The sequence below is a fragment of the Frankia sp. ACN1ag genome (assembly GCF_001414035.1).
Taxonomy (GTDB): Bacteria; Actinomycetota; Actinomycetes; order Frankiales; family Frankiaceae; genus Frankia; species Frankia torreyi.
Genome location: NZ_LJPA01000006.1, coordinates 257468 through 280524 on the forward strand (window position 1 = coordinate 257468; position 23057 = coordinate 280524).

The following is a 23057-nucleotide window of genomic DNA, read 5'->3' on the forward strand; positions in this document are numbered from 1 at the left end:
GGAACTGCTGGTGCAGCCGAGCGCCGCGTCGTTGGTCGCGTCCGACGCCCTGTCCCGCGCGGGACGCCTGGAGATCATCCCGGTGATGGCGCCGCTGACGTTGTTCGTGTGGAGCCCGAGCCGGACGGTCCCNGTGCGGCTGACCGAGTTCAGGATCACGGAGGAGGCGTTCGACCCGGCGCTGAACCCGATCAGGGCCAAGGTCAACCTCGGCATGCGGGTGCTGACCGTCGATGACCTCGGGTTCGACGATCGAGGGGGGACCCTGTTCCTGTCCTATCTGCGGTCGCGGGAGAGCCTGGCCGCGCGCGCCCGGGGGGCGCTGGACCAGGTGGGCGGTCTCGGAGGTCGCGGGTTCGGGGGAGGCGGCTGATGGCCGGCCTCGGTGCCGGACCGCTCCCCGGCGGGCTGGGGCAGGTCCCCGGCGGGTGGGGGCAGGTCCCCGGCGGGCCCGGATCGGCTCTCGGCGGGGTGGGAGCGATCCCCGGGGCGATCGTCCCCAGCTCCCGGTTTCCCGTCACCAGCCGATACGCCACGACCCCGATCGCAGGGTTCGTCGACGCCGCCGGCGTCACCCACCCCTACCTGCGACGGCGTCTCGTCCCCCCGCCCGAGCAGTTCGCCGCGATCGGCGAGCACACGGTGACGCAGTCCGACCGGCTCGACCGCCTCGCCGCGACCTACCTCGGCGATCCCGAGCAGTACTGGCTGTTGTGCGACGCCAACCGGGCGACCACGCCGGACACCCTGACGGCCGCTCCGGGGCGGCGACTGCGGATCACCCTGCCCGCCGGAGTGCCTGGACCGGCGCCGTATGCGTGACGGCATCCAGCTCTCGTTGATGATCGGGCCGATCGTCCCGCTGCCGGCGCCCAAGGCCGTGATGGACGCGCTGACCAGCGTCGAGGTGACAACGGACGACGACAACCCGACCGGGTTCCAGCTGACGTTCGGGCTGCCCAACCGCTCGCCGTTGCACACACTGTTCCTGCTGACCGGGGGCGCTCCGGCGCTTTTCATGCGAGTGATCGTCGTGGTGACGGTCGGCGGGGTGCCCACGGTCCTGGTCGACGGTGTGATCACGAATCATCAGGTGGCGCCGGGCAGCGACGCTTCCCACTCCAGTTTGGTGATCATGGGGGAGGACCTCACGGTCCTGATGAACCAGCAGGACTTCAGCGGGTTTCCGTTTCCCGCCGCTCCGGCCGAGGGCCGGGTCGCGCTGCTGCTGGCCAAGTACTCGGTTCTCGGGCTGGTGCCCCTGATCGTCCCGAGTGTCCTGGTCGACGTGCCGATCCCCACTGGCGGGATTCCCCATCAGCAGGGCACGGACCTGGCCTATATCCGGGACCTGGCGGACAAGGTCGGCTACGTCTTCTACCTGGAGCCCGGCCCGAAGCCCGGGGTCAACATCGCCTACTGGGGCCCACGGGTGAAGGTCGGCGTGCCGCAGCCCGCGCTCAACGTCGACTTCGACGCTCACACCAACGTCGAGAGCCTGACGTTCGCCTTCGACGCGCAGCGCAACAGGATTCCCACGGTCTTCCTCTACAACGAGCAGACCAAGGCGGTGATCATGATTCCGATTCCGCCGATCACGCCATTGAACCCGCCGCTGGGACTGATTCCGCCGCCGCCGACGAGTCTCGGAGATTTCACCCCGGTGTCGTCGGAGCTGTCGAAGTACTCGCCGGCGCGCGCCATCATGATCGGCCTGGCGAAGGCGTCGGGCTGGGTGGACGCGGTGACCGGTCAGGGCACCCTGGACGTCGTCCGCTACGGACGGGTGCTGCGGCCGCGTCAGCTCGTGGGCGTGCGCGGTGTCGGGCCGGCCTACGACGGGCTGCACTACGTCACGAAGGTCACCCACAAGATCACGTTGGATTCGTACACGCAGACGTTCGGCCTGAGCCGCAACGGCCTGCTGTCCACCGTCCCTGCGGTGATGCCGTCATGACCTCCGACAGGAGAGCCCCATGAACCACGGTGGTGCGACCGGCGGTGCTGACGCGCCCGGCGCCCGTCGCTACTACGGCAAGTACCGGGGCACGGTCGTCATCAACGTCGACCCCGAGCAGCGGGGTCGGATCATGGCGCTGGTGCCCGACGTGCTGGGCCTGACCCCGTCGAGTTGGGCGATGCCCTGCGTGCCGTTCGCCGGCAAGGGTTCGGGTGCCTACCTGGTGCCCGAGGTCGGTTCCGGGGTCTGGATCGAGTTCGAACAGGGCGACCCGGACTTCCCGATCTGGGTGGGTGGCTTCTGGGGAGCGGCGCTGGAGGTACCCCCGACCGCGCTCGCGCCGCCGCCGATTCCACCCGGCCAGAACGTCGTGATCTCCACGACCGGGCGGGCCTCGATAACGCTGAGCGACTCGGCGCCGACCCCGGCCACGGGCGGCATCGTGCTGCGCAGCGTTGGCGGCTCGATGATCGTGGTGAACGACAGCGGGATCTACCTGCGATCCGCCGGCGGGGCGACGATCACGATGATCGGCCCGACGGTCGACGTCAACAACACGGCCCTGACGGTGACGTGACGCGATGCCCGGATTCCTGCTGCACCCAGGCGCCCAGGTGACGTGTTCCCACGGCGGCCAGGCCGCGCCGACCGCCACCAATCCTCGGGTGAGCGTCACCTTGGTACCGACCACGGTCGTCGGCTCGCCGTGGTCGGTGGCCGGCTGCGCCAACCCACCGAACAGCGGCGGGCCGTGCACCGTCGTCCAGTGGGTGGTCGGGACAACCCGGGTCACCTCCGCCGGCCAGCCGCTATTGATCATGGGTGGCCAGGCGATCTGCTCGCCGACGCCGGCCCCCGCGCTGACCCTGTCCGCCCAGACCCGTGTGATCGCGACCTGACATGCGGGTGGGCAGATGACAGCGGGTAAGCGGACGGCCGCGGGTGAGCAGATAACGGAGGGGGTGGCCAGATGACGGATGGACCGGGAACGGCGGCGCGGGCTCAGACGCAGGTCGGTTTTCCCTTCCGGTTCGACTCGCTCGGCCGGACGGCCGGCGCCTCGCCGGACGAGCACGTTCGCTACCTGATCATTCAGTTGTTGCTGACCAACCCCGGTGAACGGGTCAACCGCCCGGAGCTTGGTGGCGGTCTGGCGAGTCTCGTGTTCGCCCCGGCGCGCGATGAGATCGTCCCCGCGCTCGAGTTCGCGCTGTCCGCGGCGCTCGCGCGCTGGCTCGGTGACGTCGTCGACGTCGAACGCCTGACCGTCGGCACCCGGGACTCCCGGATCGAGATCAACGTGGACTACGTCGTACGCCAGACCGGGCAACGGCGCTCGGACACGATCGACGCGGGGCAGGCGCCATGACTCCCGAGGGCGGTGACGCCGCCGGGGCCGGCGGGGCCTCGGCACGCGCGGACGCCTCGGCACGCGCGGACGCCGTGGCCTGCGCGGGCGCCGAGCGGCGCCGTCGGGTGCGCGCGGCGCGTGCGCTCACCGGCCTGGACTACCTGGAGGTGTCCGACGACGGCCGGGAACTGACGGTCCATCTGCTTGGTCCCGTCCCGGGAGACCTGCCGAAGGAGTCCATCCAGGTCACCGGCGGCCGCCGGGTCACCGGCCTGCGGGTGCTGGCGGCCGAGTCACGACCGTCCGGCTCGCCCGACCGGGACGATCAGCTCCTCGTCCGCCTTGACCGGCCAGGAGACCCGTCCACCTACCGGCTTGGCGTTGTCGCGCTCGACGCGGACGGTCGGCCCACCGACCGGCCCGCCCCAGGCTTCGATCCGCGCTATGCCTCGCTCGCGTTCACCTTCGCGGCGGGATGCGTTGGCGTTGGGGTTGCCGCCGGCGGCACCCACGGGTGTGGGGGCGGCGGCGGGTGCGGATGCGGGTGCTCGCCCGGGGCCGGGACCGGATCGGACACCGTCGAGCCCGGTGTACCGCCCCTGACCGCGAACTACCTTGCCAAGGACTACGCCAGCTTCCGGGAACTGCTGCTCGACCGGATGGCGCTCGTCGTCCCGGGCTGGCGGGAGCGTCACGCGCCCGACCTCGGCGTCGCGCTGGTCGAGATCCTGGCCTACGTCGGCGACCACCTTAGCTACTACCAGGACGCGGTGGGGACCGAGGCGTACCTCGACACCGCCCGCCTGCGCACCTCGGTGCGCCGGCACGCGCGCCTGGTCGACTACCGGATGCACGAGGGCCACAACTCCAGGACCTGGGTCTGCCTGACCACCGACGGCGATCACACCTTCGCCGCGGCCGAGATCGCCTTCATCACCACCCCGGCGGGCGTGCTGTCGCGGCCGCCGCCCATGATCACGCCCGCCGACCTTGAGCGCGTCCCCGACAGCGCCTACCTGTGGTTCGAACCGGTCGGCTCTGCCCCGGTCCGCATGCTCCCCGCCCACAACGAAATATCGATCTATACGTGGGGGGACACGGAGTGTTACCTGCCCGCCGGGGCCACCCGCGCGACCCTCGTCGAGAGACCGGCGCGAGCGCTCGATCTTCGCTCCGGTGACGCCGTGCTGTTCGAGCAGGCACGCGGCCCGGTGAGCGGACAGCGCGAGGACGCGGACCCGACCCGTCGCCAGGTCGTCCGGCTCACCGCCGTCACCCGGTCCGTCGACCCGCTGACCGGTCAGCAACTGCTGGAGATCGAGTGGGACACCCGCGACAGGTTGCGCTTCCCGTTCCCGCTGTCCGCGGTCGGGCCGGCGCCGGCCTGTGCGCGTATCGACGAGATCAGTGTCGTCAGGGCGAANCTCGTCCTTGTCGACCATGGCCGTAGCCTGGGGGAGGATCTGCCGGCGGTGCGCGCGATCGAGGAACATTCGGCCTGCATCGAGGGATGCCCGGACGTCTCGGTCCGGGTCGCGGAGAGGTACCGCGCCGTGCTGTCCCGAGCGCCGCTGACCCGCTGGTCGCCGTTGCCGGTCGACCTGCCCGCCTCGGCGGTGCTTGTCGACCCGGACCCGCGCGCGGCCCTGCCCGCCCTGGAGCTGACCAGCGTCGAGGGCGGCGCCCGACCGAGATCGTCGCGGCGCTGGACGGTCCGGCCCGACCTGCTCGCCAGCGGTCCCGATGATCGCCACGTCGTCGTCGAAACCGATGACGACGGCGTCGCCCACCTGCGGTTCGGTGACGGTGTGCTCGGCCGGGCGCCCGCGGCCGGCGAGGCGTTCACGGCGCGCTGTCGCATCGGCAACGGAACCGTCGGCAATATCGGCGCCGGCTCGCTCGCGCACCTTGTCTGCCTGGCCGGCCGGCCGCCCAGCGGCCTGGCCATCACCGTGACCAACCCGGTGCCGGCAACAGGCGGCCTCGCGCCCGAGAGCGTCGCCGAGGCGAAGGCGCACGCGCCGGTCGCCTTCCACCGCGGCCGTGAGCGGGCGGTGACCGCCGCCGACTATGCCGAGCTCGCCGCGCGGGACTTCCCGGATCGGGTCCAACGGGCCGATGCCGAGCTGCGCTGGACCGGCTCCTGGTACGAGGCCCGGGTCGCCGTCGACCTGTTCGGCCAGGCTGGTCCCGACCTTTCGTCCCTGCCCGGGATACGCGACCNCCTCGAGCTCTACCGGCGCGTCGGCCACGACGTGGCCGTGCGTCCGGCGGTCGAGGTCGGCATCGACGTGACGATCGCGATCGAGATCGCGGCTCACCACCGGTTCGCCGACGCCCGCGCCGAGATCCTCGCGCTGCTGGGGGCCGGCACGCTCCCGGCCGGCCGGCGGGGTCTGTTGCACCGGGACGCGCTCACCTTCGGGGACGGGGTCCACGCCAGCCGGCTGGTCGCCGTCGCCGCGTCCGTGCCGGGCGTGCTCAACGCCGTCGTCACGACACTGCGCCGGCATGGCGACCCGGATTCGGCCGACGTCGCGGCCAGCGGCACCCTGACACTCGGTCCGGCCGAGATCCCGCGTCTGGACAACGACCCCGCCTATCCCGAGCACGGCGTCCTGCGCATCGAACAGGGCTGCGGGTCATGACCGGCTCCGGCCGCGGGGGCGGCGCGGCGGAACGCCCGACCATCCACAACCGCGCTGGCCTCGACGCGATCGGTTACCGGGCCGGGACGCACGCGACGTTCCTGCGCGCGATGCTCGCGCGGCTGTCCGACCCCGACCTGAAGGGCCTTCGGAGACCCGGCCCGGCCGACCACGATTCCCCTGTCGGCGGGGCCGGTCCCAGCGGTATCGCGGGCGCGCGCACCGGCGACGACTTCGCGATCGCGCTGCTCGACGGGTGGGCGACGGTAGCCGACGTCCTGACCTTCTACCAGGAGCGCATCGCCACCGAGGGCTACCTTCGCACCGCCACGGAGCGTTTCTCCCTCGTCGAGCTGGCCCGCCTGATCGGATATCGCCCGCGCCCGGGCCTGGCCGCGACGACCTATCTCGCGTACACCGTCGACGCCGGACAGACCGCCGTGATCCCGGCGGGAAGCAAGGTCCAGAGCGTTCCTGGGCCGGCCGAGCTGCCAAGGACCTTCGAGACGGCACTGACGCTTCAGGCTCGCGCCGGCTACAACAGCCTGCCCGTCCGTCGGTCACGTCCGGAGCCGCTGACCGCCGGGGAGCTGGCCGACCCCACCCGCCCGTTCACCCTCGCGGGCGTCACCGACCTGAGGGTCGGCGACCATGTCCTGGTCACCGCCGCTCTTGCGGGGGCGGGCGCGGGGTCAGGCCCGGCGCACCGGCTGTTCACGGTCGCCACCGCGGTGCCGGATCTGACGACGGCGACGACCGTCGTCACGCTGTCACCCGGCCCATCCGACGCGGTGTTCCCCGCTCTTATGGGCGTCGCGGGACTGGTCGTGAGGACTGCCGAGCGGCGGACAGCGGGTCTCCTCGAGCGGGCGCCGGACTCCCCGGAAAGGGGCGACCTGGGCCGCTTCGCGCTCGACGGCCTCGTGCGGGACCTGACCAAGCCGGCGTCGATTCCGCCGCCCAGCCCGCTCGAGCTGCGTCGGGACGTGACCGCGATCTACGGCCGGCGGTCGGCCGCCGTCACGCAGCTGCTCGGCGTGCTCGTCCCAGCCCTGTCCGACAGCCTGTCCGTCGCGGTCGGCGGCCTCACCGTCGAGCGGGACAGGGCGACCACAGCGGACAGGCTGCGCGTCAGCGCCGGGCTTTTCGGCAACGTGGTGCCCGTGGCGACCCGGGTGAACGACGGAACGGTCCGCTACGTCGACCCGCTGGACGTCAACGAGATCATGTCCTCGCCGGAGGAGGTTTTCGGGATCGGCCAGCCCGGCGCGTATCTGCCGTCCGGGCACCTCTACCTCGACGGTGAGTATCCGGGAATCCAGGCCGGCGGGACTATCGCGATCGCGTTCGAGGACACCCTGGCGGTCACGACCGTTGCCCAGGCCGACACGGTTCTGGTGAGCGCACTCGGGATGACCATGAAGGTCACGAAGGTGACCCTTCCGGACGGCGTCACGTGGCCGCGCCGCCTGGACGACGACGACCCGAACTCGCCGAGCGCGCACATGCCGCAACGGTCGATGCGCTTCGTGGAGGTGATCCGCTCGGCACGGGTGTACGCGGTGCCGACACCACTGGCGCTCGCGGACGCCTCACTTGACGACGTCGACGTGGCCGACGACCTGATCGAGCTGGCCGAGCTTCGGCCCGATCTGGAGCCCGGCCGCTGGGTGATCGTCGCGGGGGAGCGGACGGACCTCTCCGTCCCGGTTCCCGGCGCCGAGCTCGCCATGGTCGCTTCCGTCGAGCAGCGGGTCGCCACGATCGGCGAGTACGCCCCGAAACCCGTGCCCACCGGCAAGGAGGATGGGCAGACGCCCGTCAACCCTGACCCTGAGCTGCCAGGCGACACCGTCCACACCTTCCTGCGGCTGTCGACCCCGCTCGCCTACCGCTACCGCCGCGCCAGCGTGGTGGTGCATGGCAACGTCACGCCCGCCAGCGACGGTGACAGCAGGACCGAGGTCCTGGGCGCCGGTGACGCGCGCACCCCGTTCCAGACGTTTCCCCTCCGGCAACCGCCGGTCACCCACCTGCCCGCGCCGACGGTGACGGGCGCGGCGAGCACGCTGAACGTGTACGTCAACGACGTCGCCTGGAGCGAGGTCGACGACTTCCTCGACGCCGGTCCGACCGATCGGTGCTATGTCGTGCGCGCCGAGGACGACGGCCAGACGTCGGTCGTGTTCGGCGACGGCGCGCGGGGTGCCCGGCCACCGACCGGCGTGGAGAATATCCGCGCGACCTACCGTAGTGGCCTGGGAGCGGCAGGCAACGTCGGCGCGGGCAGGATCACGGTCGCGACCTCGCGCCCGCTCGGAGTCCGCGAGGTCACCAATCCGCTGCCGGCGACCGGCGGGGTGGACCGCGAGGGCCTCGAGGCGATCCGGAGCAACGCGCCACTGACCGTCCGGGCGTTGGACCGTCTCGTCTCGGTCCAGGACTACGAGGACTTCGCCCGGGTCTTCGCCGGTGTCGGCAGCGCGAGCGCCGCACTGGTGTCCGACGGCCGGCGCCAGGTCGTGCACGTCACCATCGCGGGGATCGATGACGCGCCCATCGCCCCCGACTCGGCACTGACCCGCAACCTGCTCCGGGCGCTGGTGGAGCTTGGCGACGCCGATCTACCGGTCAAGGTCGGCGCACGCGCCCTGCGCGCCCTCGTGATCGTCGCCGGGGTGCGGGTCGGCGCCGGCCGCCGCTGGGAGGTCGTCGAGGCCACGCTGCGTAACAGGCTTGCCGAGGGGTTCGGTCCGGATCGCCGCGTCATCGGCCAGGGCGTTGCCCAGGCCGAGGTCCTGCGCGTCATGCACTCGGTCGCCGGCGTCGACCACGTCACGCTGACCGGCTTCGACGGGTACGGCGAGAGCGAGCTGGTCGCGGCCACGGTGCCCACCCCCGCGCTGCGCGCGGTCGTGCGCGCCGCGCCCGCGTCGATGCCGCCGCCGACGAGACGACAGCCCAGCGGCGAGTCCGCGCCGCCGATCCAGCCCGCGGAGTTCGTGATCCTGCGTCCTGCCGTGGCCGACACGCTGATCCTCCAGGAGCTGACATGACCGGCGACCAGCGGATCGATCGCCTCTACGAGCTGCTGCCCGCCGTCTACCGGGTCCGGGACTCCGCGATCGGCCATCCCCTGCGCGACCTGCTCCGGGTTGTCGCCGAGCAGGTCAACATCGTCGAGGACGACATCGCGGGGCTCTACGACAACTGGTTCATCGAGACCTGCCAGGACTGGGTCGTGCCGTATCTCGGTGAGCTGATCGGCTGGCGGCCGGTGGGGGGCGCCGGTGATCTCGCCGGCGCGACGGGAGCGTTGGCACGGGCGCTCGCGCCGCGCCGCGAGGTCGCGGCGACGATGGGCGCGCACCGACGCAAGGGCACGCTGTCGTTGCTTGAGGAACTGGCGGGCACGGTCGCGGGGTGGCCCGCCAGGGCGGTGGAGTTCTACCGGTCGCTCGCGGTGTTCCCCAACGTCAACCACTGGCATCCCGAGCGCGGGCGCGCCATCGATGTGCGTCGCGCCGGACTGGCCGAGGCCATCGACGGCCCGTTCGACCCCACCGCACGTGTCGTCGACGTCCGGCGGATCTCGTCCGCCCATCAGCCGGGCCGGTACAACATCCCCAACGTTGGTGTGTTCGTCTGGCGGGTGCCCGCCTATGCGGTGACCGCCGCGCCGGCTGTCTGCCTGGAGGAGGTCAGCGCCGGCTCGTTCATGTTCAGTGTCATCGGCGCGGACACCGCCCTGTTCACCGGGGACGGGCCGCCGACCCCGATCCGGCGGTGGGCGCTGGCGCGTGGGCTGGACGCCTTCTACGGTCCGGGACGCGCGTTCGAGATCGAGGTGGAGACGGGGGAGGGCCCCACGGCGCGCCGCCGCGCCCTGAGCGCCGCCGAGGTGGCGGTCGCCGACCTGAGCGGATGGTCCTACGGCCCGGGCGAGCATGCCGTGGTCGCGGTGGACCCGGAGCTGGGGCGGATGGCGTTCGCGCCCGGGTCGCCACCCAGCCGGGTCTGGGTGACCTACCACTACGGCTTCTCCGCCGACCTCGGTGGCGGCGAGTATCCCCGGGACGTGCCGCAACCGGGCACGGACACCTTCTACAGGGTGGTGCGCAAGCCGTACCCGTTGCCTGACCTGCGCGTCACGGCGCCCGGCGATCCCCGTCCACCGGCCGGGCCGGCGCAGCGGGAAGCGCGGGTGGAGCAGAACGAGCGGGAGGGCGCGTTCGGCCAGCCGGNCGCGAGCGTGGCCGAGGCGCTGAAGGAGTGGGAAGCCGTGCGAGGCCGTTACCCTCGCGCGGTCATCGAGATCGCCGACAACGAGGTCTACACCGACGTCCTCGACATCCGGCTGCGCGTCGGCGAGAGCTTGGAGATCCGGGCCGCCGAGGGACGACGTCCCGTGCTGTACCCGATCGACCGGGCCCCCGGCGCCGCGGACGCGCCGAGGGTGCGCGCCGAGGCCGGCCGTTCGGGCGGAGCCGACGGGGGCTGCTTCCGGCTCGACGGTGTGATCGTCGCCGGCCGCCCGTTGCGGGTCGAGGGTTCGCTGACGCGCGTCGAACTGCGCCACTGCACCTTCGTCCCCGGCTGGGACCTGCGTTCTGACCGCGAGCCCCGCCGTCCGGCGGCGCCCAGCCTCGAGCTGTACCTGACCGACGCGGCGGTCAGCATCGAGCGCTGCGTGGTCGGATCGATCCAGGTCTACGAGCGCGCCGCGACCAGCGATCCCGTCGAGATCACCATCACCGGCAGCGTGATCGATGCAACCAGCTCGACGCGGGAGGCCATCGGCGCCCCCAACTGGCCGCTCGCGCACGCGACCGTGTGCCTGCGCGACACCACGGTGTTCGGAACCGTGCTCACGCACGCGATAAGGCTCGCGAGCAACTGCGTGTTCACCGGTCAGGTGCGGGTGGCGCGCTCACAGTTCGGCGCCATCGACAACAGCTATGTCCCGCCGGGCTCCCGGACCCCGCCCCGCCGCGACTGCCAGCCGGACCTTGTCGAGGCGTCACTACGGTCGCGGGCGGACTTCGCGGCTCTGGGGTCTTCGGCGGCGAAGGCGGCCGCGCTCGCGGCCGAACGCGCCCGGGTCCTGCCTCGCTTCGTCGATGAGCGCTACGGGTCCTACGGCTATGCCCGTCTCGCCGACGGCTGCCCAACCGAGATCACCCAGGGCGCGGACGACGAGGCCGAGGTGGGCGCGTTCCACGACCTGTACCAGCCCCAGCGACTGGCCAACCTGCGGGCGCGGCTGAGCGAGTTCAGCCCGGCCCGTGTCGACGTCGCCGTAGTAGCGGTGACCTGACCACATCAGACGAGTGAGCGTCAGGCGAGTGAGCGTCAGGCGAGGGAGACAGTGATGCGCGGCGACTTCTCGGCATTCTGGGCGGCCGACGACGTCTACAGCCAGGTGTTCATGCAGCAGGGCAGGGTGCTGCTCGACCGTGACTGGAACGACAGCGTCACCGCCCTCGTCGCCGGCCAGCGGCGGATGATGGCCGACCTCATCGGGCCGCACGGCGGCCCCGCCGACACGCCGGACGCGGTGGGACGGTGGCCCGAGGCGACCAGGCTCGGCTTCGGCGTCGCGGTGGGCGACGACGGCGCGGTCACGATCGGCGCCGGCGTGTACTACGTCGACGGCATCCGGTGCGTGAACCCGGCGCCGGGTTGGAACGCGGCCGCCGGCGCCGTCCCCGATCCGGCCGTCGGGGTGCGCATGGAGGACCAGCCGTTCTCCCCGTGGCTGCTGGACTCCTCCCCGCCGGCACCGAAGCCGCCGTACCTCGTGTACCTCGATGTCTGGGAGCAGCACGTCACCGCGTTGGACGACCCGCGCGTGCGGGAGGTCGCCCTCGGGGGAGCCGACACCGCCACCCGCGCCCGCGTGATCTGGCAGGTCCAGACCAGGCAGATTCGCGACGACGACCGCTGGCTCGGCCTTCCTGACGACAGGTCGTTCCAGGCACTGAACGCGTGGAAGCCCGCCTTCCCGCTGCGCGAGCTGCGGTATCGGCTCGCCGGCCGCGCTCCCGCGCTCAAAGTCAGGACCGCCGAACCCGACCCCCGCTCCGACGCTCCGTGCCTGGCACCTCCCGACGCGGGGTACCGGCGGACGGAGAACCAGCTTTACCGGGTCGAGATCCATTCGGTCAACCCGCAGGATCGCGGCAAGGCGACCTTCGTGTGGTCGAGGGAGAACGGCTCGGTGGTGGCCGACTGGCTCGGGCTGGAAGGACAGGCGCTCGTCGTCACCGGCGTGCGGGACAAGGTCCACGGTTTCGCTCCCGGCGACTGGGTCGAGCTGACCGATGACCGTTACGAGTGGGCCGGACGTCCGGGACCGTTGGTGAGACTGGCGTCCATCGAGCCGGACCGGCTGCTGATCGATCCCACAACGGCGAAGAGCCCGCTGGTCGAGCCTGAGGACACCTGGCATCCCAAGGTCCGACGTTGGGATCAGCGCCTCGGCGTGGCGCCGGCCGGACCGGGCGACCTCGCCGTGCTCGAGGGATCGGGAGACTCCGGATGGCTGCGGGTGGAGGACGGCATCGAGATCCAGTTCCAGGAGCCCAGCCCCGATCCTCCCGAGCCGAACGCCTACCACGTCGGCGACTACTGGGTCTTCCCAGCCCGCGCGGAGACCGGCTCCGTTATCTGGCCGACGGACAACGACGACCCGATCGCTCTGCCCGCGCGCGGTGTCGAGCACCACTACGCGCCCCTGGCCATCGTGACGAACGACAACGGGGCCGTCGACCTGCGCAAGGTGTTCGGACCGCTGGTCAAGGACCTGCCGTGAGCGTGGCGCGTCAGCCCGCCGCGCCCCGGCCCGGGAGTCCTCGCCCAGCCGCGAGGACGAGCGGTACGAGGCGCAGGACTGGGTGGCGTCCGCGTTCGCTGACCATTTTCGCACCGACGCCTTCGCCTCGGGCCACCTTGTCTCCGGCGACGCCGGGCGGCGACATTGCGAGGAGTTCTACGCGGCCAACCGTGGGAAAATCATCGCCGCGCTCAGCTCCTGCGTTCTGCTGGACCGACTGCCGAAAGAGCTGGCGCTCGCCCTCGCAGGTGTTCTGAACTCCGCACAGGGGTGGGCGATGGGCCGCGGACAGCGCCACTGATGGCGTCGAGGGAACCCGGCGGTGGTTCGGGGACCAGGAGGAGGGTGTTCGTCGCCTTTACGGACTTCCGTGAGTCGACGGCACGGGCCCGAGTCAGGCCGCTGGGCTGGGGCCNAATGCTCGCAGGAAGGTGGCGACCGCGCTGCGCGCCACCCGGCGCAGTTCGGCGTCGGGCACATGGCGGGTGCCCATCCGTGAGCGCCCCTCCATCGGCCCCACCAGCAACGCCTTGAGCTGCTCGGCCGCCTCGCCCGGATCGCTCACGCTCAACTGTCCCGCCACCGTCAGCCGCGCCAGCCGATCCGCGAGGGCGTCGGTCACCGCGTCCACCGCCCGGCCCTGGATCAGGTCCAGCAGCTCCGGAGCCTGGCTGACCTCCGCATACGCCAACCTCCGCAGCGCCGCCGATCGGTCGTCGTTGAAGCACTGCAGCAGCCGGAACCCCGCCGCCTCCAACGCCGCGCGCACGTCGCGCACCGGTTCGCGCAGGCCGCTCAGAGCGGTCATGTTCCGGGCGAACGTGCGTTCCGCCTCTGCTGCGATCACCTCGCGCAGCAACCCGAGCTTGTCGCCGAAGTGGTTGTAGACCGTGTGCTTGGCCGCGCCGGCCTGCGCGGCGATCGTTTCGACACTCGCCGGTGCGTAACCTTCCCGCGCGAACACGTCGAAGGCCGCGTCGAGAATCGCCTGCCGCTTGTCCAGCCGGCCCCGCGGCACTGCGGCCTTCGTGACCTGCTCCGGCCCTCGACGCGTCACGCGCCCACCGTAGCAATGCCTCGATCGTCAGGCCCGACAACGGCTGCGGCGGCCAGGGTCACCGACCGGTGGGGGTCTCATCGGAGTGTGGGCCGGCCGAGGCCCGGGGCGGTGCCGGTGGCGACGAGGCCGGCGGCGGGGGTGATGAGGCGGCGGGCGATGAGCCACTCGCCGTCGTGGCGGCGGTAGGTGTCGTCGACGAGCCCGATGGTGGTCCAGTCCGCCGGCCGCTGCTGCCCGCCGGGGGTCTGGGTCGCGGCCCAGTGCCAGACGGTGGCGTAGCCGGTGAGTCGGGGTTGGCCGGTGCTCCAGTCGATGTCGGGCGGCGCGCTGGTGTGGGCGGCGGCGGGCCCGATGATCCGGTGGTGCGCGGTGGCGGGTGGCCGGCCGGCCAGCATGAAGTCGACGAACTCGGCGCGCCCGGCGAAGCGCTGCGGCGGGCCGGGCATGATCCGGTATTCGATGTCGGCGTCGGGGGTGAAGCAGCGCTGGCCGAGCAGGTCGTACCGGCCGGCGTCGGCAAGCAGGAAGAAGCGGAAGTGGGTGTGCCGGATGGCGCGCTCGGNGTCGAGGCGGTCGAGGGCGGTCGTCATGGTGCTCGACTCCCTGGTCTGGTGTCGCTGGCGACGGCGGGTCGGCGAGATCGATGGGGAAGGTGGGTCGGCGGCCGATCGGGGTCGGCGCAGTCAGCGGGTGTGGGCGGGGTCAGCGGGTGGCGGTGGGGGCGAGCCGGCGGCGACCAGCCCGGCCACGGCCGTGACGCGTCGGCGGGCGATGAGCCAGCGACCGTCGCGGTGGCGGTAGACGTCCTCGACCAGGCCGACGGTGGTCCAGTCGGCGGGGCGCAGGTCGCCGAGGTGGGCGTGGNCGGTGTACCAGTGCCAGCCGGTGGCGTAGGCCGACAGGTGGGGCTGACCGCTGCTGTCCCAGTCGACGACGGCGAGTCCGGGTACGTGCGCGGCCATCTGGAACTGCGGCGCGACGGCGGTGAGCAGGTGCCGGGTGAACTCGTCGTGGCCGCGCAGCCGATGCGGCGCCGGTAGGTGGAAGTCGAGATCGGCGTCGGAGGTGAGGCATTCGGCGGCGATGCGTTCGTACCGGCGGGTGTCGACGAGCCGGAAGAAGCGGACGAAGGTGCGCTGGATGTCCCGTTCGGCCTCCAGCCGGGCGAGGCGGGCGGCCGCGCCGCCGGCTGGTGCTGTGCCGGCGTCGGCTGTGGCGGCGTCGGCTGTGGCGGTGTCGGCTGTGACGGTGTCGGGTGTGGCGGCGTCAGGGCTTGTCACGAGTGTGCGGTCCTTTGGTTCCTCTGAGAGCGGTGCTCGCGCCGGGAACGGCGGCGAGCAGGTCGCGGGTGTGGTCGTGGCGGGGACGGGTGAACACCGCACCGGTGGGGCCGGTTTCGACGATGCGTCCTGCCTGCATGACGGCGACGCGGTGGGCGAGCTGGCTGACGACGGCGAGGTCGTGGGAGATGAACAGGTACGCCACACCGGTCTCGTCCTGGACGCGGGCGAGCAGGTCCAGGACCTGGGCCTGGACGGAGACGTCGAGAGCCGAAACCGGCTCGTCGCAGACGATCAGTTCCGGTTCGAGGGCGAGGGCGCGGGCGATCGCCACGCGTTGCCGTTGGCCGCCGGAGAGTTCGGCCGGCTTCCGGTCCAGCAGTGCGGCGGGAAGGGCTACCCGGTCGAGCAGCTCCTCGACCCGGGTCCGGCGCGTGGCGCGGGTGCCGATGCGGTAGGCGCGCAGCGGCTCGGAGATCACCTGGGCGATGGTGTTCCTGGGGTCGAGGGAGGCGTAGGGGTTCTGGTAGACGAGTTGGACGCGGCGCCGCAGAGCCCGTAGCGCCGCGCCGCGGGCGGTGGTGACGTCCTGGCCGTGCAGACTGATCCGTCCGCTGCTGGCGGGCAGCAGCCGAACGATCATGCGCGCCGTGGTGGTCTTGCCGGAGCCGGATTCCCCGACGAGGGCAAGCGTCTCGCCGGGCTGGATGGTGAGGGCGACGCCGTCGACGGCCGGGCCGCCACCGGCTGCGCCGCCCGGGAAGTATTTGGTGAGGCGCTCGACGGTCAGGAGCGGGACGGCGGCCGGTCCGGTCGGGGGCGGCGGTGCGGCGTGGGGCAGTGACCTCGGCGGTGTGAGCAGGCTTGGTGCGCTGGACAGGAGCTCGCGGGTGTAGGGATGGCACGGGCGGGTGAGGATCTCGCGGGCTGGACCGGCTTCCACGATGCGCCCGGCGGTCATGACGGCGACGCGGTCGGCGCGCTCGGCGGCCACGGCGAGGTCGTGGGTGACCAGCAGGATGGCCGTCCCGGTGGTGCTCGCGAGGTGCTGAAGGTGGTCGAGGATGCGCCGCTGGACGGTGACGTCCAGCGCGCTGGTGGGTTCGTCGGCGATCAGCAGCCGCGGTCCGGCGGCCAGCGCGATGGCGATCAGGACTCGTTGACGCAGCCCTCCGGACAGCTCGTGCGGGTACTGCCGCGCCCGGTGCTCGGCGTCGGGCACCCCGGCCTGGTCAAGCAGTGCGACGGCGCGGACGGCGGCGTCGTGGCGGTGGGCGAGCTGGTGGATGCGCAGCACCTCGGCCACCTGAGCGCCGACGCGCCGGATCGGATTGAGCGCCACGCCCGGGTCCTGCGGCACCACGCCGATGTGCCGACCGCGCAGCGCCCGAAGCTGCCGGTCGGGCAGGCTGGTGAGGTCGTGGCGGCCGAAGAGCACCTGCCCGGCATCGATGCGGCCGGCGGGTGGCAGAAGTCCGGCGATCGCGTGCGCGGTGGTCGTCTTACCCGACCCCGATTCACCGATCAGGGCGAGCGTCTGCCCCGGGGACAGGTCGATGTTCACGTCGTGGACCGCCCGCAGCGGCCCGGTGGGGGTGCGGTAGGACACCGACAGCGACCGCACCACCAGCAGCAGATCTTCCTGCGGGCTGGTCGGCCCGTTTCTGTCCGTGTTCATCGGGTTGCGCCGTCGATGGCCCGGGAGATTCGGCCGGTGGCCAGGACGAGCGCGGCGACGGTCGCGCCGGGCAGGGTGGACAGCCACCAGGCGCCGGCGAGGTAGGTGCGGCCGTCGGAGATCAGGCTGCCCCACTCCGGTGCGGGTGGGGCGGCGCCGTAGCCGAGGAAGCTCAAGGCCGAGACCGACAGCACCGCACTGCCGACATCCAGGGCGGCCAGGGCGAGGACCGGGCCGGNGGCGTGCGGCAGGACGTGGCGGGCCAGCACGCTGGACCAGCCCGACCCTGAGGCACGAGAGGCCTCGACGAACACGGACTGCCGCACTTTCAGCACCTCGGCCCGAGCGACGCGGGCGAACCCGGCGACGCTGGCCAGGCCGACTGCGAACGCGATCTTCGTGGTGCCATAACCCAGGGCGGTGACCAGCGCCAACGACAGAAGCAGCGCGGGAATGGCCAGCAGCACGTCGACGATGCGCATGAGCAGGCCCTCGACCCGACCGCCGGCGAAACCGGCGATCAGTCCGATCCCGCCACCGACGACGAAGGCGACTGTGACGGCGATCAGGGTGGCCCGCAGCGACAACGCCGCACCGTGCACGACGCGGGAGAACTGGTCGCGGCCCAGTTGGTCGGTGCCGAACCAGTTCCGTCCGTTCGGCGGGCGCAGCAGCGCGGTGGGGTCGGCGTGCAGCGGGTCCGACGCGGTGAGCAGGCTCGGCCAGCAGGCCGCGACCGCGACCAGCACGACGACGGCGATCGAGATCGCCAGCCCCGGCCGGCGGGCGCTCATCGCGCCGCCAGCGGGACGGTCATGTCGCGACGGCCGAGCGTGATGCGCTGGTCGAGCAGCGGGTACGCCAGGTCGACCAGCAGGTTGGTGACCACGACGACCGCCGCGCTGAGCACCACGATGCCCTGGACCACGGGGATGTCCTGCATGGTCACCGCCTCGGCGGTGATCCGTCCCAGTCCGTCGCGGGAGAAGACGGTCTCGATGACGACCGCGCTGGCCAGGAGCTGTCCGACGAGTAGTCCGGTGACGGTCAGGGTGGACAGGCAGGCGTTCGGCAGCGCGTGGCGCACCTGCAGCCGGAGCCGGCTGGCTCCCTTGCCGCGCGCGGTCTGGATGTAGGGCTCGTCCAGGGCGGTCAGCAGGCTGGTGGCCAGTACCTGCGCGATCAGTGCCGCGGTCGGGATTGCGAGCGTGACCGCGGGCAGGACCAGCCCGCGCAGCCCGTGGTTACCGAAGGCGGGGAAGATCCGGGCCCGGAACGACAGCAGTTCGACCAGCATCAGTCCGACCCAGAAGGTCGGCAGCGAGATGCCGACCGAAGGCAGGGACAACAGCACCTGCCGGAGCCAGCGCCGGCGGGTGTACGTGGCCGCCAGCGCCAGGCCACCCCCACCGGCCACCGCAAGCACCAGCGCCGCGGCAGCCAGCGTGAGCGTCGACGGCAGGGCTGTGGCGATCATCGAGGTCACCGGATGGCCGGTGGCGGCCGAGTCGCCGAAGTCGCCGCGCACTGCGTTGCTCAGATAGTCGAGGTACTGCGCCGGCACGGACTTGTCGAAGCCGTACTCGTGACGCAGCTGCGCCAACCGGGTCGCGGAGATCGGTTGCAGCTGCAGCCCGGCGCCCGCCATCGCGGCGACCGGATCACCTGGCAGCATCTCCATGATCAGGAATGAGACCGTGTAGGCCGCCCACACCACGCCCATGGCGTGCAGGACCCGACTCGCCAGGTATCGGCGTGCAGGGTGCCCCGTCTTCGCCGGCAGGGGTTCCGTGACGTCCGGCGGCCGCGGCGGCCGCGGCCGGGACGCAGTGGTCAGCTCTTCCACGTGTCATGCAGTCGAATGTCACCGGGCGCCCCGAACTGCAGCCCGTGCACGTCCTTGGCCACGCCGAAGATCGCCCCGTTGTCCACGACGGGGATGACATAGGCGTTGTTCACGATCAGCTGCTGGGCCTGCTTGACCAGCGCGGCGCGCCGATCCGGGTCGACGGCGGCCGCCTGCTGGTCGAGGATCGGGTCGAGTTCGGTGGCCGGGATCCGGTAGGAGTTGACCAGCTTCGTCGAGTACAGCGTCCGTAGGGCGTCCGGATCGGCGCTGCTGTAGTCGCCACCCCAGAACAGGTCGAAGTCGCCGGTCTTCAGCAGCTGCGAGAACTGGGAGACCTGCAGCTCCTTGAGCACCAGCTCGACGCCGACGTCCTTCAGTTCCTGCTGGATGAGTTCGAGGGCCGGCAGGTAGGTCGCGGCATTGGCGAACCAGACCGTGTTCAGCCGCAGCGCGGTGCCGTTCCTGGCTCGGATTCCATCCTTGCCGGCCGTCCACCCGTTCTGGTCCAGCAACCGCCTGGCCCTGGCCGGGTCGTAGGTCACCGCCGAGCTCAGATCCTCGAAGTCCGGCGTGGTCGCGGCCAGGACGCTCGTCGAGGCGCGGGTTCCGGTGGGAAACAGGCTGGCGGCGATCTGCGACCGGTTGATCGCGACCATCAGCGCCTGGCGGACGGTCACGTCCGAAACGATCGAATGGCTGTTGTTGAACCCGAGGTTCAAGCCGACACCAGGCCTGGTGTAGGTGGCGAGCGTCGCCCCGCTGGCCCTGACGGCGGCCTCGTCCGCCCGGCCGACGCCGTGGACGATGTCGACCTGTCGGGAGGCCAGGCTGCCGGTCCGCACGCCCTCCTCGGGAACCACCCTGTAAACGATCTTATCCAGGTAGGCGGCGCCGGACTTGGTCCACAGCGGCGATCCCCAGGCATAGTCCGCCCGCCGGGCCAGCGTGATCGACGTGTTCTGCACGTACGACGACAGCGTGAACGGCCCCGTCCCGATCGCCCCGTTCCGGCAGCGCTGCGCCGCGGTCTTCTTCGCGGTCGCCCCGGACACCAGCCCGAGGGTGGAGGTGGACGCCGCCCGCAGGAAAGCCACATCCGGTTGCTTGAACGTGACCTCGGCGGTGAGGTTGTCGACCACCGTGGTGCCCGCGTAGCCGCTCAGGTACGACTCGGNCTGGACCGCCAAGGCACCCAACCCGCCGACCGCGTCGAAGTTGTCCTTGACCACCTGAGCCGTCAGCGGCGTGCCATCGCTGAACGTGACCCCGGACCGCAGGTGGAAGGTGAATGACGTCGCGTCCGGGCTGACCGTCCAGCTCTCGGCCAGCCACGGCACGATCCTGCCGGTCTTCGGATCCTGATCGACCAGCGAATCGACCACCTGGCGCAGCGCGGCCACCGTGGCGCTGGTGCCGGTCTGCTGCGGATCGACGCACCCGGAGTCCGTGGCCACCGCGAACATCAACGTGCCGCCGGCTGCCGGCTTCCCGGCGCCGTTTGTGGTGGCGCTGGCCCTGCTCTCGCCGGAGTCACACGCGCTCACCAGCAATGCCAGCGCGACAGCGGCGGCCGCCGTCCCCACGAGTCGTCGGCGCCCAGACACCCAGACCATCCAGATCCCCCCGGCGGTGCACTTGGATGCACCATGAGTGCAAAACGGTGAACCTGATGGTAGAGATGGCGCGTCAGGGCTGTCAATCGACGTCCCTGCGCGGGCCGCCGGACCGCGCCCCGGTCAGGGGCGGGCCATCGAGCCGGCGTCGACGGCGATGGTCGAGCCGGTGATCATGCGGGCCTCGTCGGACACGAGGAAGGCGATGACCTCGCTGACGTCGCGCGGTTCGATCAGCTCGACGGGAAGCGCGTTCTGCATCGCGGCAGCGAGGTGCGGCAGGCTTCCGATGCTCTCGAACAGCGCGGGGTTCGCCACCACCATCGCGGTGTTCACCCCGGTCGGGGCGACGGCGTTGACACGGACGTTGTCCGGGCCCAGCAGGGCGGCGTACGCCTTGACCAGGGCCACCACGGCGGTCTTGGCCGCCGTGTAGGCGTCGGCGCCGGCGGTGCCATCGGTGAACGCCTTCAGCCCCGCCACGGAACTCGTCACGATGATGTTGCCGGTCTGGCGTTCGCGCATGTGGGTGGCGGCGAGCTGAAGGGTGTGCCAGGCGCCGGTGAGCATCGTCCCGAGCGCGTCGTCCCACACCTGCTGTATGTCCGGGTGATCACTGCCGGAGATGATCACGCCGGCATTGGCGATCGCGATGTCGACGTGCCCGAGCTGGGCGACCCCGGCGTCGAAGGCGATCTGCTGGTCGGCCCGGGAGCGCACGTCACCCTTGCGCAGGACCGCGGTTCGGCCGAGCTGTTCGATGAGCCGGCCGGTCTCGGTGAGATCCTCCTCCGTCGCCATCGGGTAGGGCACCGTGTCGAGCGGCGCGCACAGATCGAGACCGACGATGTCGGCCCCCTCCTCGGCCAGCCGTAACGCGTGCGAGCGGCCCTGGCCACGCGCGACCCCGGTGATGTAGGCGACCCTGCCGTCGAACTTACCCACGTCGCTACCTGCGCCTTCTCATCACGAGTGAACTGGACGTCGGCCCCGGCAGGCGGCTCGCATCAGGCCGGCGGGTACCCGATCGTCTTGATCTCCAGGAAGGACTCGAAGCCGGGGATGCCGTTCTCCCGGCCGAGACCGCTCTGCTTGTAGCCGCCGAACGGCGAGTCCGGGGCGAGCCAGTGGGCGTTGGCGATCGCGATCGCGACCGCGTCGTCGTCATCGTCGAACGGGAGCACCGTCACCACCGGGCCGAAGATCTCCTCCTGGGCGATGCGGGCATCGGGATCGACGTCGACGAACAGCGTCGGCTCGACGTAGAAACCGCGGTCGTGATGCGGCGAGCGGTTGCCGTCGCAGACGAGCTTCGTCGGCCGGTCCCGCGTCGGCGACGAGCTCACCATCGATGATCAGCTGCGATTGGTCGATCATCGACCCTCCTGTCGTCGGGGGCGGCGATGATCCCGCATCTCCGTGACATTGGTAACAATCCCGGGGATTAATATCAACCCGAGGGTCGATTAAATTGGAGTGGCAGGGAGCCCCTAGGCCCCCTGCCAGCGGTACAGGTTCCCGGGACGGCCGCACCGGCCGTAGCGATGGGAGCGGATCGCCAGCCGATGGACGGCCAGATGCTCCAGGTAGCGGCGGGCCGTGGCGCGAGACACTCCGATCGCGGCGGCGATGTCCTCGGCGGAGGCCGGCACGGTCTTGGCCCGTAACTGGGCCACGACGGAGTCGAGGGTCGTGGCGGACACGCCCTTGGGCTGGTCCGCGACCGGGGTGGCCGGCGGCCGGAGCGCGGCCAGCGCGCGATCGACCTCCCCCTGGCTGAGATGACGTGGGGGAGTGGCCGCCATCTCGCGGTGCGCCGTCGCGAACCGGTGGAGACGGTCGCGCAGAGTCGCGGCGCTGAGCGGTTTCACCAGGTACTGGACGACCCCGTACGACAGCGCTGCCCGGACCGTCGCGAGGTCGCTGGCCGAGGTCACGGCGATGATGTCGAGCGCGGCGCCCCGGGAGCGCAGCGTGCGGCACACCTCCACGCCCGTCGTGTCGGGCAGGAGGAGATCGAGCAGTACGAGATGCGGACGACCGCGGGAGACGAAGTCCAGGGCCTCGGCGCCGCTGTGGACGATGCCGATGACGGCGAATCCGGGAATCTGATCGACATAGCTGCCCTGCTTCTCGGCCAGCCGCGTGTCACCGTCGACGATCAGGGTGCGGATCGGCTCGTCAGGCATGCGTCGCGGCTCCGGACGGTCTGGTGGGCGAAACGGCAGGGGGTGGCATCGGGCTAATAGTCCGTCGGATTTTCCCGTCTNGAGTGGTGCGTATTTTCACAGAGTAAGCCCTGGAATGCATCCGCCGGTTGTCGGAAATGCGTCAAAGTTCGACCGACGATTGTGCGGAACCGGCGGTCGAAGTCCCGGTGTCGCGGCCGTGTCCGCACCCTCCATCCGCGGAGCACGGGCACAATACCAGGAACTTTAGGTTCGGATCAGGACTGTGACCACGGTGGGCGGCGGTCCTGCGAGGTGCTTGTCGATCGGCTTCTTGGCGGGGAACGGGGTGCGTTTGGTGCGTCGGACGACGCGGGGGTGGGAGCGGAGCCGTTTCGGTAGGACGTGTTCGGCGATCTCAGCGGTCACCGCGGCCAGGATCCGGGCCGTCCGGCGGAGGGGGGAAAAGCGCCCGGCGCACGACTTGGCGGCGGACGACTTTGACGGTGTGGGTGAAGGAGAGCCGGTCGGGGTCGATCCCTTCGACCAGCGCGGTGTCGTGGATCAGTTTCCGTAACGCCCGGTGCAGCAGCAGGACGCCCCAGACCTCCTGCT

15 protein-coding genes and 10 pseudogenes are annotated in these 23057 nt (G+C 71.4%); 11 read left to right on the forward strand and 14 right to left on the reverse strand.

From position 1 onward, the window contains the following. Positions 1-133 precede the first annotated feature (133 nt). From UK82_RS42455 to UK82_RS07685, 11 genes and pseudogenes are all read left to right on the forward strand, one after another. Positions 134-373: pseudogene (locus UK82_RS42455) on the forward strand (hypothetical protein); the annotation flags it as partial. After that, positions 373-822 (forward strand): LysM peptidoglycan-binding domain-containing protein, encoded by a 450-nt coding sequence (locus tag UK82_RS07640; protein WP_201784162.1) that lies wholly within the window; start codon positions 373-375, stop codon positions 820-822. The pseudogene UK82_RS42455 and the gene UK82_RS07640, both read left to right, overlap by 1 nt. Then, positions 815-1957: a hypothetical protein gene (locus UK82_RS07645; RefSeq protein ID WP_055406726.1), complete on the forward strand. Its 1143-nt coding sequence runs from the start codon at positions 815-817 to the stop codon at positions 1955-1957. Before UK82_RS07640 ends, UK82_RS07645 begins: the two co-directional genes overlap by 8 nt. Before the next feature lie 19 nt (positions 1958-1976). Next, complete coding sequence (locus tag UK82_RS07650; protein ID WP_055406727.1) at positions 1977-2537, forward strand: phage baseplate assembly protein V; 561 nt, start codon at positions 1977-1979, stop codon at positions 2535-2537. A 4-nt stretch (positions 2538-2541) separates the two neighbouring features. After that, positions 2542-2859 (forward strand): hypothetical protein, encoded by a 318-nt coding sequence (locus UK82_RS07655; protein ID WP_055406728.1) that lies wholly within the window; start codon positions 2542-2544, stop codon positions 2857-2859. 71 nt (positions 2860-2930) lie between these two features. Beyond that, complete coding sequence (locus UK82_RS07660; protein ID WP_055406729.1) at positions 2931-3329, forward strand: GPW/gp25 family protein; 399 nt, start codon at positions 2931-2933, stop codon at positions 3327-3329. A 1535-nt stretch (positions 3330-4864) separates the two neighbouring features. Then, a pseudogene (locus tag UK82_RS42460) lies at positions 4865-5534 on the forward strand (putative baseplate assembly protein); the annotation flags it as partial. Position 5535: 1 nt separating this feature from the next. Beyond that, a pseudogene (locus UK82_RS42465) lies at positions 5536-5959 on the forward strand (putative baseplate assembly protein); the annotation flags it as partial. Next, complete coding sequence (locus UK82_RS07670) at positions 5956-9015, forward strand: putative baseplate assembly protein (RefSeq protein WP_055406731.1); 3060 nt, start codon at positions 5956-5958, stop codon at positions 9013-9015. The pseudogene UK82_RS42465 and the gene UK82_RS07670, both read left to right, overlap by 4 nt. Before the next feature lie 2315 nt (positions 9016-11330). Continuing rightward, positions 11331-12773, forward strand: coding sequence for a DUF6519 domain-containing protein (locus UK82_RS07680; RefSeq protein ID WP_055406733.1), 1443 nt, complete (start codon positions 11331-11333; stop codon positions 12771-12773). 82 nt (positions 12774-12855) lie between these two features. Beyond that, a complete protein-coding gene (locus UK82_RS07685; protein WP_055406734.1) occupies positions 12856-13095 on the forward strand; it encodes a hypothetical protein in 240 nt (79 codons plus the stop codon). 115 nt (positions 13096-13210) lie between these two features. Here UK82_RS07685 and UK82_RS07690 read toward each other — a convergent pair. The 14 genes and pseudogenes from UK82_RS07690 to UK82_RS07740 form a co-directional block, all read right to left on the reverse strand. Then, positions 13211-13851, reverse strand: a pseudogene (locus tag UK82_RS07690) (TetR/AcrR family transcriptional regulator); the annotation flags it as partial. A gap of 77 nt (positions 13852-13928) precedes the next feature. Next, positions 13929-14416: nuclear transport factor 2 family protein (locus UK82_RS07695; protein WP_255354256.1), on the reverse strand; the 488-nt coding region annotated here is incomplete at its 5' end. Positions 14417-14537: 121 nt separating this feature from the next. Further along, positions 14538-14718, reverse strand: a pseudogene (locus UK82_RS36435) (hypothetical protein); the annotation flags it as partial. Position 14719: 1 nt separating this feature from the next. After that, a pseudogene (locus tag UK82_RS07700) lies at positions 14720-15236 on the reverse strand (nuclear transport factor 2 family protein); the annotation flags it as partial. Further along, positions 15121-16812 (reverse strand): ABC transporter ATP-binding protein, encoded by a 1692-nt coding sequence (locus UK82_RS07705; RefSeq protein ID WP_055406737.1) that lies wholly within the window; start codon positions 16810-16812, stop codon positions 15121-15123. The pseudogene UK82_RS07700 and the gene UK82_RS07705, both read right to left, overlap by 116 nt. Continuing rightward, a pseudogene (locus UK82_RS36440) lies at positions 16809-17050 on the reverse strand (ABC transporter permease); the annotation flags it as partial. The pseudogene UK82_RS36440 and the gene UK82_RS07705, both read right to left, overlap by 4 nt. A 1-nt stretch (position 17051) precedes the next feature. Next, positions 17052-17600, reverse strand: a pseudogene (locus UK82_RS41385) (ABC transporter permease); the annotation flags it as partial. A gap of 2 nt (positions 17601-17602) precedes the next feature. Continuing rightward, the gene (locus tag UK82_RS07715; RefSeq protein WP_055406770.1) at positions 17603-18535 is read right to left on the reverse strand and encodes an ABC transporter permease; all 933 of its coding nucleotides are present in this window, start codon (positions 18533-18535) and stop codon (positions 17603-17605) included. A gap of 110 nt (positions 18536-18645) precedes the next feature. Continuing rightward, a partial coding sequence (locus UK82_RS07720; protein WP_236705620.1) for an ABC transporter substrate-binding protein occupies positions 18646-19835 on the reverse strand: 1190 nt, incomplete at its 5' end. Between the two features lies 1 nt (position 19836). After that, positions 19837-20274 (reverse strand): annotated as a pseudogene (locus UK82_RS36450) (ABC transporter substrate-binding protein); the annotation flags it as partial. 123 nt (positions 20275-20397) lie between these two features. Further along, positions 20398-21219, reverse strand: a complete 822-nt coding sequence (locus UK82_RS07725; protein WP_055406739.1) for a mycofactocin-coupled SDR family oxidoreductase — start codon at positions 21217-21219, stop codon at positions 20398-20400. A gap of 62 nt (positions 21220-21281) precedes the next feature. Next, the gene (locus tag UK82_RS07730) at positions 21282-21623 is read right to left on the reverse strand and encodes an aldehyde dehydrogenase family protein (RefSeq protein ID WP_055406740.1); all 342 of its coding nucleotides are present in this window, start codon (positions 21621-21623) and stop codon (positions 21282-21284) included. 141 nt (positions 21624-21764) lie between these two features. Beyond that, complete coding sequence (locus UK82_RS07735) at positions 21765-22463, reverse strand: response regulator (protein WP_055406741.1); 699 nt, start codon at positions 22461-22463, stop codon at positions 21765-21767. Between the two features lie 397 nt (positions 22464-22860). Then, a pseudogene (locus UK82_RS07740) lies at positions 22861-23057 on the reverse strand (IS4 family transposase); the annotation flags it as partial.

Coding starts and splice junctions, on each gene's coding strand:
- UK82_RS07640 (WP_201784162.1), top strand. CDS start 373: ATGGCCGGCCTCGGTGCCGGACCGCTCCCCGGCGGGCTGGGGCAGGTC.
- UK82_RS07645 (WP_055406726.1), top strand. CDS start 815: ATGCGTGACGGCATCCAGCTCTCGTTGATGATCGGGCCGATCGTCCCG.
- UK82_RS07650 (WP_055406727.1), top strand. CDS start 1,977: ATGAACCACGGTGGTGCGACCGGCGGTGCTGACGCGCCCGGCGCCCGT.
- UK82_RS07655 (WP_055406728.1), top strand. CDS start 2,542: ATGCCCGGATTCCTGCTGCACCCAGGCGCCCAGGTGACGTGTTCCCAC.
- UK82_RS07660 (WP_055406729.1), top strand. CDS start 2,931: ATGACGGATGGACCGGGAACGGCGGCGCGGGCTCAGACGCAGGTCGGT.
- UK82_RS07670 (WP_055406731.1), top strand. CDS start 5,956: ATGACCGGCTCCGGCCGCGGGGGCGGCGCGGCGGAACGCCCGACCATC.
- UK82_RS07680 (WP_055406733.1), top strand. CDS start 11,331: ATGCGCGGCGACTTCTCGGCATTCTGGGCGGCCGACGACGTCTACAGC.
- UK82_RS07705 (WP_055406737.1), bottom strand. CDS start 16,812: ATGAACACGGACAGAAACGGGCCGACCAGCCCGCAGGAAGATCTGCTG.
- UK82_RS07715 (WP_055406770.1), bottom strand. CDS start 18,535: ATGGGCGTGGTGTGGGCGGCCTACACGGTCTCATTCCTGATCATGGAG.
- UK82_RS07730 (WP_055406740.1), bottom strand. CDS start 21,623: ATGGTGAGCTCGTCGCCGACGCGGGACCGGCCGACGAAGCTCGTCTGC.
- UK82_RS07735 (WP_055406741.1), bottom strand. CDS start 22,463: ATGCCTGACGAGCCGATCCGCACCCTGATCGTCGACGGTGACACGCGG.